Genomic DNA, 17,136 nt, shown 5'->3' with positions numbered 1-17,136 from the left:
CTATGACGAGATTTTTTATTACACGGCCGATATTTGCCTCGGTGGTATCGATCATTATTGTGCTGGCCGGACTTGCTGCTGCATTCCAGTTGCCAATTGCGCAATATCCACAAATTGCTCCACCTACGGTCATCGTGACCGCGACTTACCCTGGTGCAAGTGCTGAAACATTGTCCAAGACGGTAGCAGCACCGATCGAAGAGCAGCTCAGTGGTATCGAAGGTCTGCTTTATTATCAATCCAGTGCTGACTCCAGCGGTACGCTGACTATTACAGCTACCTTCGAGACTGGTACAGATGTGAACCAGGCAACTTTCAACGTGAGTAATCGCGTGAATATTGCTGAACCACGATTACCGGAAGATGTGCGTCGTACAGGTGTCGTGGTGCAGAAGCGTTCCAATGACATTTTGATGGCATTGATGCTGATTTCTCCCAACAAGACTTATGACCCGCTTTATCTGAGCAATTACGCGACCCTGAATGTGCTGGATGAGTTGAAGCGCACCAAGGGCGTTGGTGATGCGACAGTGTTTGGTACCCAGGATTATGCGATGCGCATCTGGCTGCGGCCTGATCGCATGGCGCAGCTTGGAGTGACGACCAGTGATATTTCTGCAGCAATTGCGGCGCAGAATGCGCAGTATGCAGCAGGTCGTATTGGCCAGGATCCGGCTCCAGATGATCAGCAGTTGGTGTATACCGTCACTGCCAAGGGACGTCTGGTTGATCCTGAACAATTTGCCAATATCATTATCAAGGCCAATGGCCCGCGTGGGGTGTTGTACCTGAAGGATGTCGCGCGAGTTGAGTTGGGTGCCCAGAACTACAATATCCGCACTACACTTGACGGACAGCCTGGAGTAGGTATTCCGGTATTTCTGCAGACAGGCGCCAATGCGCTGGAAACTGCAGAGGCTATCAAGGCCAAGATGGAGGAGTTGAAACAGCGCTTCCCTGAGGATATGGATTATCGTATTCCTTACGATACCAGTGACTTCGTCAAGGCATCCATTGGCGAAGTGGTGCATACCCTTGCTGAAGCCATGATCCTGGTGGTCTTGGTTGTATTCCTGTTCCTGCAAAGCTGGCGTGCTACCCTGATTCCCCTGATTGCAGTACCGATTTCACTCATTGGCACTTTTGCCGGCTTGTGGCTGTTTGGTTTCTCTATCAATACATTGACATTGTTTGCGATGGTGCTGGCAATCGGTATCGTGGTGGATGATGCGATTGTGGTGTTGGAGAATATTGAGCGCTTGATGAGCCAGGAAAAACTTTCCCCTCTGCATGCTGCGATTAAATCCATGCAGCAGGTATCGGGGGCTGTGGTCGCTATTGTGCTGGTATTGTGTGCCGTGTTCGTTCCTGTAGCTTTCATGGGCGGTATCGCTGGTGAGCTGTATCGCCAGTTTGCGGTGACTGTGGCAGTGGCAGTGGTGATTTCAGGCATTGTGGCGTTGACGTTGACGCCTGCACTATGTGCCATCCTGCTCAAAAGTGTGCACAAAGAGTCACGTTTCTTTAAGCCATTTAACCGTGGCTTTGACAAACTGACCAATTTATATACTTCTGTGGTCGGCCTGACATTGCGTCACCGTATCATCGGGGCTGTTGTGTTTGTCGGCATCATTGCTGCAGGCGCTTACCTGTTCCGTGTTGTACCGACCAGTTTTGTGCCGCCTGAAGACCAGGGTTATGTCGTTACCGCTGTCATGATGCCCGATGGCTCCAGCCTGACGCGCACAAGCAATACGATGGAGAATGTGCGTAAGGCGATTGACCAGGATTCTGCAGTAGACACCGAGTTCGTCATCAATGGGTTCGATCTGATTGGTGGTGGCAACAAGACCAGTGCAGCAACCATGTTTGTGCGACTGAAGGATTGGGATCAGCGTACAACAACGGCGGAGCAGGTCGTGCAACGCCTGTTCGGTATCGGCATGATGCAGCCTGACGGGATGGCGATCGCCTTCAATCCGCCAGCCATTCGCGGCCTGGGTAGTTCTGGCAGTATGGAAATGTATATCCAGAGTCGGGGAGATACAGACCCGATACATTTGTCAGAGGTCGTGAATAACTTCATAGATGCCTTGCGCAAGGAGCCGCGCCTGACAGGGGTCAATACTTTCTTCCGTCCTACAGTGCCGCAATTGCTCATTGAAGTAGATGAAGCGAAAGCCCTGTCTCTGGGAGTGCCGATTGCTGATGTCTATGCTACTTTGCAGAGCACCATGGGTACTTTGTATGTCAATGACTTCAATCGCTCTGGCCGTACTTATCGTGTGCAATTACAGGCAGAACCAGCTTATCGGATGAAGCCCGAAGACATTGGACGTGTTTATGTACGTTCGGCTGGTGGTGACATGGTGCCGATGTCGGCATTGAGCACTGTGCGTGAAATTGTCGGTGCCGAGCAATTGGAACGGTATAAAGGCCTGGTGGCTGCCAAAGTGATGGGTGGTGGAGCGTACGGCGTCAGTTCCGGTGATGCAATCAAGCTCATCGAGAAGGTGGCGAACGATACATTGCCTGATGGATACCAGCTGGCCTGGACCAGCCAGGCTTACCAGGAAAAACTGACCGGGAACGCTGCGATCTTTGCATTCAGCTTTGCGATCATAATGGTGTTCCTGATCTTGGCTGCGCAGTTCGAGACCTGGGCTTTGCCTCTGGCAGTCATCATGGCCGTACCGTTTGCGCTGGTAGGTGCCTTGCTGGCAGTGTTGTTCCGTGGCATGCCTAACGACATTTACTTCCAGATTGGCCTGGTAACTCTGGTCGGTCTGGCGGCAAAGAATGCGATTCTGATCGTGGAATTCGCCAGCCAGAAACTGGAAGAGGGCCTCCCAATCAAGCAGGCTGCGATTGAAGCGGCGCGCTTGCGTTTCCGTCCGATCGTCATGACTTCCATGGCTTTTGTGCTGGGAATCGTGCCGTTGGTCATTGCAACAGGCGCAGGCGCTGCTGCACGTCAGTCCATGGGTACCGGCGTGTTCGGTGGCATGTTGCTGGCTACATTCGTTGCTACTATCTTTATTCCGATGTTCTTTACCTGGCTGTCTGGTAACACCAGTAGCCGTGTACATCACGATGATTTCAAGGAAACAGCATGATGGTGCGTATTAATCTAGTTCATGTTGCTGTTGCGCTGGCGCTGACAGGGTGCATGGTGGGGCCTGACTATCAGCGTCCCGAGAACAAGATGCCTGCCAGTTTCAGTGTTGCCGACACGGCACAGGAAAACGGGCAGCAGGCGCTTAATCTGGATAACTGGTGGGAGAGTTTTCAAGACCCGGTCTTGAGCGATCTCATGCAAAAGGCATTTACCGATAATCTGGACATTGCCAAGGCTGTTGCCAGAATTGAGGAGGCGGATGCTGCCATGCGTGAAGCTGGGGCCGCATTATTCCCGCAGGTGGATTTAAGCGGGAATGGTGTGCGCCAGCGGGTAACGCAAACGGGAGCGTTCCCTTTGCCATCCTATGTGCCTGCCCTGCGTGAGAATTATAACTTGCAGCTAGGAACCAGTTTTGAGCTGGATTTCTGGGGTAAATTGCGTCGCGCACGGGAAGCAGCGCGTGCGCAGGCACTGGGCACTTACTTCGCCAAGGATACGGTCAGTCTCTCGCTGTCTGGCCTGGTGGCTAGTAATTATCTACTATTGCGCAGTACTGAAGCCCAGATTGCCGTCTCAAAAGACAGCTTGAAAAGCCGACAAGAGAGCCTTGAGCTGACCAAGCGGTTACAGCAGGGTGGTACCGCCTCAATGCTGGATGTGCATCAGGCTGAAGTGGCAAACTCCAACCTGGTGGCACAGATTGCAGACCTGGTACGCCAACGTGAAGTGGCGTTACACCAGCTTGCCGTGCTGACCGGGGATTTGACGCTTCAGATACCGGAGGGGGACATTCATCAATTGCCTACTCCCCCTGTACCGCCGGCAGGCTTGCCTTCGAGTTTGCTGGAGGCTCGTCCTGATGTGCGCGAAGCAGAGCAGACATTGGTTTCTCAAAATGCCCAGATTGGTGTGGCCAAAGCGGCTTTGTTTCCTAGTATCAGTTTGACGGCAACCTATGGTGGCGAAAGTGCAGCCTTGAATGAGATCATGCGTGCGCCATCACGGATCTGGTCTACCGGCCTGGGATTGAGTTTGCCTATCTTCAATGCAGGCAGGTTGTCTGCGCAGGTGGATCAGGCAACGGCAAGGCAGAAGCAGGCATTGGCAGGTTACCAAAGCACTGTGCAGACCGCCTTCCAGGAGGTTAATGATGCGCTGATAACGGTTCGTCAGAACCGTGAACGCGAAGAAGCGTTGAATATCAGCCAGGATTCAGCCAAAAAAGCATTGCAGATTTCTGAAAATCGTTACAAGTCGGGCTATTCAGCCTATCTTGATGTGCTGGATTCACAACGTGTCTATAACGATGCGGCGCTGGCATTCATCCAGAGTCGCCAGGCACGACTGGTTGCGACAGTGGATTTGTTCAAGGCATTGGGTGGAGGCTGGAAAACTGCGCAAGGCTATACCCAGGCTGAACAGCAGCAGGAGCATTGATATAGTCCGTATGTGATATATCATCAGGAAGCCGGGTTTATCCCGGTTTTCTTTTTGCAGGTATTGTCCCTGTATCTCTGCTGAAAACAGGGGGACATGCTAAAATGACACGTTTACATTTTTGTTATCTGCCATGACCGTCCGTACCCGTTTTGCTCCCAGCCCTACCGGCTTTCTCCATATCGGTGGCGCAAGAACTGCGTTGTTTTCGTGGGCATACGCCCGTAAACATCACGGGCAGTTTGTTCTGCGCATTGAAGATACGGATGTGGCGCGCTCAACGCCCGAAGCGGTGCAGGCTATTCTCGATGGCATGAACTGGTTGGGACTGGAGTGGGATGAGGGCCCGTTTTACCAGATGCAGCGTATGAATCGCTACAAAGAGGTGATTCAGAAGCTGTTGGATGAAGGCAAGGCGTATTACTGTTACTGCAGCAAGGAAGAGCTCGACGCATTGCGTGAGCAGCAAATGCAGGAAGGCAGGAAGCCACGCTATGATGGGCGTTGGCGTCCTGAACCAGGCAAGGTATTGCCTGCAGTGCCTGCTGATATTCCACCTGTGGTACGGTTCAAGAATCCGCTTACAGGTAATGTCGTCTGGGATGACCTGGTGAAAGGGCAGATCAGCATTGCCAATGAGGAGTTGGATGACCTGATCATTGCACGTGCCGATGGAACACCTACGTATAATTTCTGTGTGGTGGTGGATGACTGGGATATGGGTATTACCCAGGTGATCCGCGGCGATGATCATGTCAACAATACGCCCAGGCAAATCAACCTGCTCCAGGCGTTGGATGCAACCATTCCCCAATATGCACATCTTTCCATGATCCTGGGTGATGATGGGCAGAAATTATCGAAGCGGCATGGTGCGGTCAGTGTCATGCAATATCATGAAGACGGATATCTGCCGGAAGCGGTATTGAATTACCTGTCACGCCTGGGATGGTCGCATGGCGATGATGAAGTCTTCAGCATGGCGCAGTTCTGCACATGGTTCGATCTGGACCATATCACGCCGTCTGCTGCGCAATTCAATACCGAAAAGCTCAACTGGCTCAATGCTCATTACATCAAGCAGGCGGATCTGGACTATCTGGCGCAGGATATTGCCGGACGGTTGGCAAGTGCTGGTGTTGCCGTGAACGATCGTGTCGACCTTCAGGCGGTGATTTCCTTATACCGTGATCGTGCCAATACGCTTAACCAATTGGCAGATAGTGTTGCCTATTTCTACCAGAAACCACAGCTTGATGCGGTAGCATTGGAAAAACATGTGACACCTGAAATACTGCCTGTCTTGAATGGTTTGTCAGGCGTGCTGGAACAAGTGGATTGGACGCAAGAGGGCCTGCATGCGGCAATTGAGACCGCAGTGACAAGCAACGCGCTGAAATTTCCCAAGATTGCCATGCCATTGCGGGTGATGCTCACTGGCGGTGCCCAGTCGCCAAGTATTGACGCTGTCATGTTCCTGCTGGGCAAAGAAGAAAGTCTGGCCCGGATGCAGGCAGTGTTGCAGGGGCAATAACAGTGAAAAATCTATAAAAAATAGAACAATCCGGAAGATGGATAGTCCTAAAGCAAGAGGATTCTTTTTGGTTGGGGTGGAATATGCAAAAAAGACTTGTTTTTTGTAGTTGAACACCCCATTGATGAAGGAATGAGTGCTACTCTGTTAAGAAGTTGAAATACCTTGACCCGGGGAAAGATTTTTAACGTAAAGTTGCAGTAATAAAAAAACTCCCTATATATACAATTAGAAAGTTGAAGGAGCGTCAAAATGAGCGTTAAAGGGCAGATGTTACAAGACCCGTTTTTAAATACATTGCGCAAGGAGCATGTGCCAGTGTCTATTTATCTGGTCAATGGTATCAAGTTGCAGGGGCAAGTGGATTCATTTGATCAATATGTCATCCTGCTGAAAAATACAGTCACCCAGATGGTGTACAAGCATGCCATTTCCACGATTGTGCCAGGACGTGCAGTATCCATTCCCCATGGGGCTGCGGCTACTTCGACTGAGGGTTAATTTTATTAAGTCTGCGTTATATGTTTGATCGGCCGGGTGGCGGAGATGCGTCCGTACTGGTAAGTGTGGATTTTGGTGATCCAGGATACGAAGATAGCCTGCAGGAATTGCGACAGCTCGTTACAAGTGCGGGCATGTCCATTGCAGGTGTCGTAGAAGGGCGTCGCCCCCGACCTGACCCCAAGTATTTTATTGGTAGCGGCAAGGCCGATGAGTTATTGGCGCTGGTTCAGTCTATCAGCGCCAAAGTCGTGGTGTTCAATCACGACCTCAGTCCCTCGCAGCAGCGTAATCTTGAGCGTCTGCTTGAGGTGCGGGTGGTAGATCGTACTGGTCTGATCCTGGATATCTTTGCCCAGCGGGCGCAAAGCCATGAGGGTAAGCTGCAGGTGGAGCTTGCGCAACTGGAGCATCTGTCAACGCGGCTTGTGCGCGGCTGGACTCACCTTGAACGACAAAAAGGCGGTATTGGCGTGCGTGGTGGTCCAGGTGAAACCCAGCTTGAGCTGGACAGACGCATGTTGCGGATTCGCGTCAAGCAGTTACGTGAAAAGCTGGGTAAACTCAAGCAGCAGCGCGGCATGCAGCGGCGTGCCCGTCGTCGCTCACAAGTCCTGTCAGTGTCCATTGTGGGCTATACCAATGCAGGTAAGTCGACCTTGTTCAATCGCCTGACGCAGTCTGGCGTATATGCAGCAGACCAATTGTTCGCGACACTGGATACTACCTCCCGCAAGCTTTATATTCCTGAAGGTGGTCCTGTCGTGATTTCCGATACTGTTGGCTTCATCAAGCATCTGCCACACGCGTTGGTCGAAGCATTTGGTGCCACCCTGGAAGAGGCCGTACAGGCTGATTTACTGCTTCATGTAGTCGATATTGCAGGTGAAAATCGGGATGAACAGATAGAGCAGGTCAATCTGGTACTCTCTGAGATTGGCGCGCAAGATGTGCCCCAGATTCTGGTGCTGAACCAGATAGATCGTACGGGGATCGCGCCAGGCCTTGATCGTGACGAATATGGTAGAATCTCGAAAGTACGTATTTCTGCCAGGACAGGTGAAGGACTTGACCTGTTGCGCCAAGCTCTGTTGGAACATCAGCAGGGGTTGAACGAAAAACTGGCGCAATCCTATCTCAACGCATAATTTTTGTTTTTCGGAGTGATGCATGGCTAACGATCCCGGTTGGGGCAATCGTAATAACGATGGTCCGCCCGATTTGGATGAAGTATTTCGGCAGTTCAGCAATAAGCTGAAGGGCGTATTTGGTAAAAACGGGGGAGGCAGCACGCCCAATCAAGGGGGGGCTGGTGTTCCTGTGCTACCCGTGTTGGGACTGGTTGCCGTAATTTGGTTTGCAACGGGTTTTTACATTGTTGATCAAGGTTCTCGTGGCGTTGTGCTGCGTTTTGGCAAGCATGTGGAAACTACAATGCCTGGCCCGCGTTGGCATTTACCTTACCCGGTTGAAAGTGTGACTGTGGTTAATATGGAGCAGGTACGCACTGTGGAAGTAGGCTATCGTTCTGCAGAAGGTGGTTCTGGTCGTGGGAGGGAACTCAGAGAGTCTCTCATGCTGACGGATGACGAGAACATCATTGACCTGCAGCTTGCGGTGCAATATAACCTGAAAAATGTGGAAGATACGCTTTTCAACAACCGTTTTGCAGAAGAGTCTGTACGCGGTATTGCTGAAACAGCTATCCGTGAAATTGTCGGTAAGAGCAAGATGGACTTTGCCTTGTACGAAGGGCGTGAGGAAATTGCTGCATTGGCGAAAAAACTGATGCAGGAAATTCTTGATCGTTACTCCACTGGCGTGAATATTGTGAGTGTCACGATGCAGAATGCGCAACCACCTGAGCAGGTGCAGGCGGCTTTTGATGACGCAGTGAAGGCCGGACAGGACAGGGAGCGCCAGAAAAACGAAGGCCATGCCTATGCTAATGATGTAGTCCCGCGTGCGCACGGTACTGCTTCCCGCTTACTGGAAGAGGCTGCTGGTTACAAGTTGCGTGTTGAAAATGAGGCAACCGGTAACGCAAGTCGTTTTGAGCAGATACTGACCCAGTACCAGCGCGCGCCAGAAGTGACGCGCCAGCGTTTGTATCTGGACGCGCAGGAGCAAATCATGTCCACGGTCAGCAAGGTGATTGTGGATCAGAAGGGTAACAACAGTCTGTTGTACTTGCCATTAGACAAGCTGATGTCTGCCTCGGGAGCCACTTCAGCTCCTGCTGCGGCAGCGCAGCCAGTAGTTCCCAGCAGTTTACCGGAGCTGGATGCCAACAGTCAGCGTTCACGTGATGCTTTCCGCAGTCGTGACAGGGAGAGCCGATAATGAGAAATCTTGGAACAGTCCTGGTGGGCCTGATTGCAGCTTTGCTGTTGTTAAGCCTATCTGCTTTCAGCGTAGACCAGCGTGAATACGCCCTGGTATTCCGCTTGGGTGAGATCGTGTCGGTGAAAAAGGAACCCGGCCTTTACTTCAAGGTGCCTTTGGTGGATAACGTGCGGTATTTCGACAGACGTATCCTTACCTTGAATTGGGTTGAGCCTGACCGCTTCCTGACCAGCGAGAAAATGAATGTGCTGGTGGATTCATTCATCAAGTGGCGCATTGTCGATCCTGCCAAATACTATGTTTCGGTCAAAGGTGATGAGCTGCAGGCGGAACGCCGCCTGTCTCAGACAGTGAATGACGGCTTGCGTGCCGAGTTTGGTAAACGTACTACACACGAAGTGGTGTCTGGCGAACGTAGCCAGATCATGGATATCCTGCGTGAACGTGCTGATCGCGATTCGCGCCAGATGGGTATCCAGGTGCTGGATGTGCGTTTGCGCCGGGTGGATTTACCGCAGGAAGTCAGCGAATCCGTGTACCAGCGTATGGAAGCAGAGCGTAAGCGTGTAGCCAACGAGCGTCGATCACTTGGCGCCAGTGAGGCGGAAAAAATTCGCGCCGATGCTGACAAACAGCGTGAGGTGATTATTGCTGAAGCGTTCAGCGCAGCCCAGAAGATCAAGGGTGAGGGTGATGCCAAGGCGGCAGAAATCTACTCCCAGGCATATGGAAAAAGCCCAGAGTTCTATGCTTTCTATCGCAGTCTCGATGCTTATCGCAACAGCTTCAAGAGCAAGAGTGATGTCATGGTGCTGGACCCCAACTCTGATTTCCTGAAATATATGCGCAGCTCCGGTCGCGCCAATAATACTGGCAATTAAGCAGGAACGCCCATCTTGAATTCTGCCTTGTTGCTTGCATTTGGCCTGGTGCTGGTCATTGAAGGGGTGCTGCCCCTTCTTGCTCCCCGGGCATGGAAGCAAACGTTTCAGCGCATGGTGGAAATGAAGGATGGGCAGTTGCGTTTCATTGGCCTGGCATCGGTGCTGGTGGGTCTGTTGATCGTGCTTCTGGTGTACTAGACCTCAATCTCACAAGAAAATTATGCGTAACTGGTTACTTCCCGAATATATTGAAGATGTGCTTCCTGCAGAGGCGGCGCGTGTTGAACAGCTGCGGCGCAGCCTGCTGGACCTGTTCAGAGTACACGGTTATCAATATGTGATTCCTCCCATGATGGAGTATATGGAATCACTGACTACCGGCATCGGTCATGACCTTGATCTTGCAACGTTCAAGGTTGTCGACCAATTGACTGGCAAGCTGATGGGTATCCGCTCTGATATCACACCGCAAACAGCCCGTATTGATGCCCATATGCTCAATAATCAGGGTGTTACCCGTCTTTGTTATGCCGGAAGCGTGCTGCGTACAGAGCCTGATGGTCTGGCACGCAGCCGTGAACCCTTGCATGTAGGAGCGGAACTCTACGGTCATGCTGGCGTGGCAAGCGATATTGAAATTCAACGTCTGATGATCAAAGCATTGCATGCCGTCGGGCTGGGGACTTTATATATCGACATCAGTCATGTTGGTATTTTTGACAGCCTGATCGATGGAGTCGGGATAGGCGAACTACAGGAACAGGAACTATACGCTGCCTTGCAGAGCAAGGATCAGGCAGCTGTGCGTCAACTGGGCCAGACTTTAAGCCCTGATTTGCTGGATGTCTTATGTGCATTGGTTGAGCTGAATGGCGGTGTTGAGATATTGGATACTGCCGCTATCCGCTTGCCCAAGACGGACAAAATCCAGAAGGCGCTTGATGATCTGAAGAAAATTGCCACCGGCCTGGCAGATCTTGATGTCAAAGTATGTTTCGATCTTGCCGAACTACGCGGATATCACTATCACAGCGGGATTGTCTTCGCTGTCTATGCTGAAGGCTATTCCGGGCCATTGGCACGTGGTGGGCGCTATGATGAGGTCGGGGCTATTTTTGGCCGGGCGCGTCCTGCTACAGGGTTTAGCCTGGATTTGCGTGGTGTCGTGGCATCCTTGCCTGCTGCTGGGAAAACGAGTGCCATTTTGGCTCCCGCAGTGTTCACAGATGCTTCCCTGACAGTGGCAATCGAGCGATTGCGTAGCCAGGGAGCGGTGGTGATCCAGGACCTGCCCGGACAAGAGGATTACCGTGCCGAGCTAGGATGTGACCGCATCCTGACCAAGCAGGATGGTGAGTGGGTGGTTGTTACAGCACCCGAATTATCAAATTTATCTATTGGATCTATTCATGAGTAAGAACGTTGTCGTTATCGGTACCCAGTGGGGTGATGAGGGTAAAGGTAAGATCGTCGATTGGCTGACGGATCATGCGCAAGGAGTGGTGCGTTTCCAAGGCGGCCATAATGCTGGTCATACCCTGGTGATCGGACAAGGCGCTTCTCAACGAGAGTATAAATTGAATCTGGTGCCTTCCGGCATCGTGCGCGAAGGGGTGAATTGCTACATTGGCAATGGTGTCGTACTCGATGCCAATCATTTACTCTATGAAATTGACGGGCTGGAAAAAGCCGGGCTGGAAGTACGCAATCGCCTGAAAGTGAGCCCCGGTTGCCCGCTGATACTGGATTATCACGTACGTCTGGATAAGGCGCGCGAAGCTGCACGCGAACCTGGTCGCAAGATTGGCACCACAGGTAAGGGTATCGGCCCGACCTATGAGGACAAAGTGGCGCGCCGGGCATTGCGCGTCTACGACTTGTTTTACCCTGAGCGTTTTGCGGAAAAGCTCAGGGAAGTCCTGGATTACCATAATTTTGTATTGACCAAATACCTCAACGCAGAGGCGGTAGACTATCAGAAGCAGCTGGATGATGCCTTATCCAAGGCGCCATTGCTGCAACCGCTGGTGACTGATATTTCTGCGGCATTATATGAGGCAAACAAGGCGGGGCAGAACTTGCTGTTCGAAGGTGCGCAAGGCACTTTGCTGGATGTTGATCATGGGACATATCCTTATGTGACATCATCGAACTGTATTTCCGGACAGGCTGCTGCCGGTACTGGTGTTGGCCCGAGCATGTTGCATTATGTGCTGGGGATTACCAAGGCATATACAACCCGTGTTGGTGGTGGTCCATTCCCCAGCGAGCTGGATATTGAAACTGAAAGCTCGCCAGGCTACCAAATGTCCGACAAGGGGCGTGAAATCGGTACTGTCACCAAGCGCAAGCGGCGCTGTGGCTGGTTCGATGCAGCGGCGTTGCGCCGTTCTGCACGTATTAATGGCCTGACAGGCTTGTGCATTACCAAGCTGGATGTACTGGACGGAATCAAGGAGCTGAATATCTGTACTGGTTACGAACTGGATGGCAAGCCGGTTGACTTGCTGCCTGTTGGTGCCGATGATGTGGCGCGTTGCCAGCCTGTTTATGAAACATTGCCGGGCTGGGACGAGAATACCTTTGGTATCAGTCGCTGGGAAGATTTGCCAGAGAATGCACGTCAGTACCTGAAACGCCTGGAAGCATTATGTGAAGTGCCTGTGGATATTGTGTCTACCGGTCCGGAGCGTGATGAAACCATCGTGTTGCGTCATCCGTTCGGAGCATAGTTCTGGCGTGAAAACAGTCGAAAAACCAAGGCTGGCCTGGGCTATCACTGGCTCGGGCCATTATCTGCGTGAGTGTCTGGAAATTGCGGATGGGCTTGAGGATGTTGACTTGTTCCTGAGTCGTGCAGCGGCAGAGATTCTGCAGCAGTATGGTTACAAGCATAAAGTTGCCAAGGTATTCCAGGATAAAACGGCAAGTTCGGTGCCAGTGGAAATGTTCTATTATGGGTATTACCATACTGTTGTAGTGGCGCCGGCGACATCCAATACCGTCGCCAAAATGGTGTATGGAATTTCAGATACACTGGTGACCAATGTATATGCCCAGGCCGGGAAATGTGGTGTCCCCAGCATTGTATTTGCCTGCGATACTGCACCTGAGGTGGAGTCGGAAGCGCCGCGCGACAATATGGTGATGGTGTATCCACGCCGTATCGATCTTGAGAACATGGAGCGGCTCAAGAGTGATGAGGGCACGACAGTGGTCAGCGATATGCAACAATTACAGGCAGCAATTCAGGCCAGACTGGCATGTCTGAAAACATCTTATTCCTGACAGGGAAACTCGCAGAAAAAAGCCTGCATAAAGTGCTGGAAGATATGCAGCCGACCGAGTTCAAGTATCGTATTGCGCAACTCGGTGTTTCTGTAGCCGCACTCTTAACCCCTCAGCTTATTTTGCGTCGCCTGCCTGATGCGGGCGATGCAGATCGCATCATTCTTCCGGGATTGTGCAAGGGAGACCTGGCCCCGCTGATAGAAAAATATGGTGTTCCTGTGGAGTTGGGCCCTGACGACCTTAAGGATTTACCGCAATTTTTTGGAAGAGGTGGACGGGAAGTGGATTTGTCCAGGTTCGATGTCAGAATTTTTGCTGAGATTGTTGAGGCGCCACAGTTGACCGTGGAAGGTGTCGTAGCGCGTGCGCAGGATTTTCACCGCCAGGGTGCTGACGTGATTGATCTCGGATGCCTGCCGAATACACCTTTTCCTCATCTCAAGGATTCCATCCAGGCTCTGAAGCAGGAAGGCTTCCAGGTGAGTGTCGACTCATTGAACACGGACGACCTGCTGTTGGCTGGTAAAACAGGAGCGGATTACCTGTTGAGCCTGACGGAAAAAACATTATGGGTGGCGGATGAGGTGGAGTCTACGCCTATCCTGATCCCGACCACACCTACCAATCCGCGCTCACTGTATCGCGCCATTGATGGCATGATCAAGCGGGGGCGGCCATTCATTGCCGATGCCATCCTTGACCCGATTCCATTTGGGTTTACTGAATCCATCGTGCGCTATCAGCGTTTGCGCAAAAAATATCCGGATATCGATATCATGATGGGCGTGGGCAATCTGACAGAACTGACTGATGCTGATACTACCGGCATCAATGCCATCCTGTTCGGCATCATTGCCGAGCTCAATATCAATGCAGTATTGGCTACCTCTGTGAGTGCCCATGCTACCTATGCTGTTGCCGAAGCGGATATTGCACGTCGCATCATGTATGCCGCGCGTGAGGAAAACCGCTTGCCGCGTAATTATGACAATGGCTTGCTTGGGTTGCATGACAAACGTCCTTTTACCTATACCCCGGAAGAAGTGACGGAGCTGGCAACGCAGATCAAGGATCCCAGCTTCCGTGTCATTGTCAGTCAAGAGGGCATGCATGTTTTCAACCGTGACGGTATCCATTGCGATACGGATCCATTCAAGCTTTATCCTTACCTCAATGTGGATCAGGATGGCTCTCACGCATTCTATTTAGGCGTAGAGCTGGCCCGGGCCCAGATCGCCTGGCAGTTGAAAAAGCGTTATAGCCAAGATGAAGAACTTGAATGGGGATGCGCTACATTGATGAAAGACCCGGAAGGCCGGGTTGGCCACCGGGACGCTGCCCTCAAGGAAAAAAAAGACAAACGCACCGGGCAAGGCAATGCAGAAACAGTTTGCGGACCACGTCGGGTGGAAGAATCGACCCAGGCTGAGCTGCCTGTGGCAGAAGCCACTTGTGGGCCGCGCAGAACAAAGGCACCTGATACATGATATATGAAAGCATATTGACCTCATTGAACCGGGATGGACAGGCGCATATCGCTCCATTTGGTGTCAAGGAAAGCCATGGGCAAATATTGATTGCGCCGTTCAGGCCATCTACCACGCTTGATAACCTGGTGACGACAGGTCAGGCAGTATTGAATCTGACTGATGATGTGCGTGTGTTCGCCGGGAGTTTGACCGGGCATGGCGACTGGCCATTGCGCCAGGCCCACAAAGTGAATGGTGTCGTGCTGGCTTCAGCCTTGGCGCACCGGGAGCTTGAGCTTGTCGATATCAAGGAAGATGCTGTCCGGCCTGAGTTGTATTTCAAAGTAGTGCATGAAGAAATGCATACGCCATTCCGAGGATTCAACCGTGCGCAAGCTGCGGTGATTGAGTTTGCCGTATTGGTAAGCCGGCTACATATGTTGCCCATGGAGAAAATCGATGCGGAATTGAATTATCTGCGGATTGCCATAGAAAAAACTGCCGGGGAAAGAGAGTTGCAAGCCTGGCAATGGTTGATTGACAAGGTGGAGAACTACAAGGCAACACTGACCGGGGAGAATCAGGCATGAGCAAGTTATTAGTGAGTGTCACCTCTGTCGAGGAGGCATTATTGGCCATGGAAGGGGGTGCGGACATCATTGATATGAAAAATCCGCATCTTGGCGCACTCGGTGCCTTGCCTCTCACCGTGGTCGCTGAGGCGGTAAATGCTATCAATGGCCAGCGTGTCACCAGCGCAACAACGGGTGACTTGCCGATGCAGCCCGATATCATTTGCCAGGCTGTCATGCAGATGGCAACCACCGGGGTTGATATTATTAAAGTGGGGTTCTTCGGCAGTCACGCAGAGAATGCCAGTTGTATCTCGGCGTTGCAGCCATTGATCCAGAAAAATAATCTGCACGTGGTAGCAGTATTGATGGCCGATATGGAGCCGACATTAGAGGTTGTGGAGCTGCTGAGACAGGCTGGGTTTTTCGGAGTCATGCTGGACACTGCCAGAAAAAATGGCCAGACCTTGCTTTCCCACCTGACAATTAACCAATTGCAAAACTTCCTGTATCTGGCTGGTGATATGCAGACAGGATTGGCAGGCTCGCTGGCAATTGAACATATTGAACAACTACTCGCAATAAAACCTTCATATATAGGAGTGCGTGGTGCGGTATGCTGGGAGGGTAGCCGAATTGCAAAACTTTGTAAAAACAGAGTATCTGCGATAAGCACGTTGTTGTATAATTGCAACAAGTTAGTCGAAAATATAGAACTGGCTTGATTTTCTTGATTATACCGTTGCGTGGCTTATAGGCATTGGGTATAGTCAAGTCGTCCGTTAGTCATCAGGAGTTAAATCGAATGAAAAAAAATCTGATTGGTATTGCAGTTGCAGGCGCATTTGCGTTTGCTGCATCTACAGCAGCTGTTGCTGATGAAGTTGCATATGATGGTTCTTGGTATGCATTGCCAGGCGTAAATGTAATGCACGCTGACAGCAAGCTGGAAACTGGTTCCAGTCGTGCTGGCGGTTTCCTGAAGTTTGGTAAGGAAATCAGTGAGCACTGGGATGTGCAAGTAGGCCTGGGCCACAATCGTTCTTACGATGATTTCGATGGTGCAGAAGGTAAATACCGTCAAACAACTTTCGGTGTTGATGCACTGTACTTCTTCAGCCGTGAGAAATTCCGTCCATTCTTGCTGGCTGGTGTTGGCGCAGCACGTAACGATATTGACTACAAGACTACTGTAGTTTCCGGAGCAGGTCCTGTTGGCACACAAATCGGTGACAAGAAGACATCCTGGATGGCTAACGTTGGTCTGGGTGCACAATACCTTTTCAACGAGAACTTCGGCCTGCAAGCTGATCTGCGTCACGTATGGAGCCGTGCTGAATACATGGGTTCTGATGCACAGTTTGACACACACACTGTAGGTAATACCTACCTGAACCTGGGTGCGATCTTCCGTTTCGGCGGCGCTAAGCCTGCTCCAGTTGTTGAGCCTACTCCAGAGCCAGTAGTAGCTCCAGAGCCAGCTCCGGAACCAGCTCCAGCACCTGCTCCAGAGCCAGTTGGTCCTGCAGAGCCAGCTTTTGAAAAGGTAACCCTGTCTTCTGAAGTTCTGTTCGGATTCGACAAGGACAACCTGAAGGAAGAAGGTAAGGCTGCTCTGAACGCAGACGTGGTTGAAAAAATGAAGGCTCATCCAGAAGTTGAGCTGGTGCTGATCACTGGTCATACTGACCGTATCGGTAACGATGCATACAACCAACAGCTGTCTGAGCGTCGTGCTAACACTGTTAAGAAGTACCTGGTTGCTCAAGGTATTGAAGAAAGCCGTCTGCATGCAGTTGGTAAGGGTGAAAGCGAACCTGTTGCTGAGTGCGCTGGCGTACGTGGCAAGAAGGCAATCGAGTGCTTGCAACCTAACCGCCGTGTAGTGGTTGAAATCGAAGTACAACGCGCTGGCAACTAATAGTCTGCCTGAGTGTTAAAAAAAGCCCCGCAAAGCGGGGCTTTTTCATATGGTGCTCCC

15 protein-coding genes are annotated in these 17,136 nt (G+C 51.5%); all 15 read left to right on the top strand.

What is annotated here, in order from left to right; translation table 11 throughout:
• Positions 1–2 precede the first annotated feature (2 nt).
• Positions 3–3,116 carry an efflux RND transporter permease subunit gene (locus tag CHB59_RS07285; RefSeq protein ID WP_089375566.1) on the top strand — a complete coding sequence of 1,038 codons (3,114 nt, stop codon included), beginning with the start codon at positions 3–5 and terminating at the stop codon, positions 3,114–3,116.
• Positions 3,113–4,558: an efflux transporter outer membrane subunit gene (locus CHB59_RS07280; RefSeq protein WP_089375565.1), complete on the top strand. Its 1,446-nt coding sequence runs from the start codon at positions 3,113–3,115 to the stop codon at positions 4,556–4,558. The genes CHB59_RS07285 and CHB59_RS07280 overlap by 4 nt, the downstream gene beginning before the upstream one ends.
• Positions 4,559–4,691: 133 nt before the next feature.
• Positions 4,692–6,092, top strand: coding sequence for a glutamate--tRNA ligase (gene gltX, locus CHB59_RS07275; protein ID WP_089375564.1), 1,401 nt, complete (start codon positions 4,692–4,694; stop codon positions 6,090–6,092).
• A gap of 252 nt (positions 6,093–6,344) precedes the next feature.
• The gene (hfq, locus tag CHB59_RS07270; protein WP_089375563.1) at positions 6,345–6,593 is read left to right on the top strand and encodes an RNA chaperone Hfq; all 249 of its coding nucleotides are present in this window, start codon (positions 6,345–6,347) and stop codon (positions 6,591–6,593) included.
• A gap of 20 nt (positions 6,594–6,613) precedes the next feature.
• Positions 6,614–7,741, top strand: coding sequence for a ribosome rescue GTPase HflX (gene hflX, locus CHB59_RS07265; protein WP_089375562.1), 1,128 nt, complete (start codon positions 6,614–6,616; stop codon positions 7,739–7,741).
• Between the two features lie 22 nt (positions 7,742–7,763).
• Positions 7,764–8,936 carry an FtsH protease activity modulator HflK gene (gene hflK, locus CHB59_RS07260; protein ID WP_089375561.1) on the top strand — a complete coding sequence of 391 codons (1,173 nt, stop codon included), beginning with the start codon at positions 7,764–7,766 and terminating at the stop codon, positions 8,934–8,936.
• Positions 8,936–9,820, top strand: a complete 885-nt coding sequence (hflC, locus tag CHB59_RS07255; protein ID WP_089375560.1) for a protease modulator HflC — start codon at positions 8,936–8,938, stop codon at positions 9,818–9,820. The genes hflK and hflC overlap by 1 nt, the downstream gene beginning before the upstream one ends.
• Positions 9,821–9,835: 15 nt before the next feature.
• Positions 9,836–10,021: a DUF2065 domain-containing protein gene (locus CHB59_RS07250; RefSeq protein ID WP_089375559.1), complete on the top strand. Its 186-nt coding sequence runs from the start codon at positions 9,836–9,838 to the stop codon at positions 10,019–10,021.
• Positions 10,022–10,043: 22 nt separating this feature from the next.
• Complete coding sequence (locus tag CHB59_RS07245; RefSeq protein WP_089375558.1) at positions 10,044–11,240, top strand: ATP phosphoribosyltransferase regulatory subunit; 1,197 nt, start codon at positions 10,044–10,046, stop codon at positions 11,238–11,240.
• Positions 11,233–12,555, top strand: a complete 1,323-nt coding sequence (locus tag CHB59_RS07240; protein ID WP_089375557.1) for an adenylosuccinate synthase — start codon at positions 11,233–11,235, stop codon at positions 12,553–12,555. Before CHB59_RS07245 ends, CHB59_RS07240 begins: the two co-directional genes overlap by 8 nt.
• A gap of 7 nt (positions 12,556–12,562) precedes the next feature.
• A complete protein-coding gene (locus CHB59_RS07235) occupies positions 12,563–13,111 on the top strand; it encodes a flavoprotein (protein WP_089375556.1) in 549 nt (182 codons plus the stop codon).
• Entirely contained in the window at positions 13,087–14,601 is a 1,515-nt protein-coding gene (locus tag CHB59_RS07230; RefSeq protein ID WP_245835084.1) for a DUF6513 domain-containing protein, read from the top strand. The genes CHB59_RS07235 and CHB59_RS07230 overlap by 25 nt, the downstream gene beginning before the upstream one ends.
• Positions 14,598–15,173 (top strand): DUF447 domain-containing protein, encoded by a 576-nt coding sequence (locus CHB59_RS07225; RefSeq protein ID WP_089375555.1) that lies wholly within the window; start codon positions 14,598–14,600, stop codon positions 15,171–15,173. The genes CHB59_RS07230 and CHB59_RS07225 overlap by 4 nt, the downstream gene beginning before the upstream one ends.
• Positions 15,170–15,880 carry a (5-formylfuran-3-yl)methyl phosphate synthase gene (locus tag CHB59_RS07220; RefSeq protein WP_089375554.1) on the top strand — a complete coding sequence of 237 codons (711 nt, stop codon included), beginning with the start codon at positions 15,170–15,172 and terminating at the stop codon, positions 15,878–15,880. The genes CHB59_RS07225 and CHB59_RS07220 overlap by 4 nt, the downstream gene beginning before the upstream one ends.
• Positions 15,881–15,960: 80 nt before the next feature.
• Entirely contained in the window at positions 15,961–17,076 is a 1,116-nt protein-coding gene (locus CHB59_RS07215; RefSeq protein WP_089375553.1) for an OmpA family protein, read from the top strand.
• Positions 17,077–17,136: the final 60 nt, after the last annotated feature.

It is taken from the genome of Methylobacillus rhizosphaerae (assembly GCF_900187985.1).
Lineage (GTDB): Bacteria > Pseudomonadota > Gammaproteobacteria > Burkholderiales > Methylophilaceae > Methylobacillus > Methylobacillus rhizosphaerae.
Note: the sequence above shows the minus strand (reverse complement) of the source record. Positions and strands in the feature narration are given on the sequence as shown.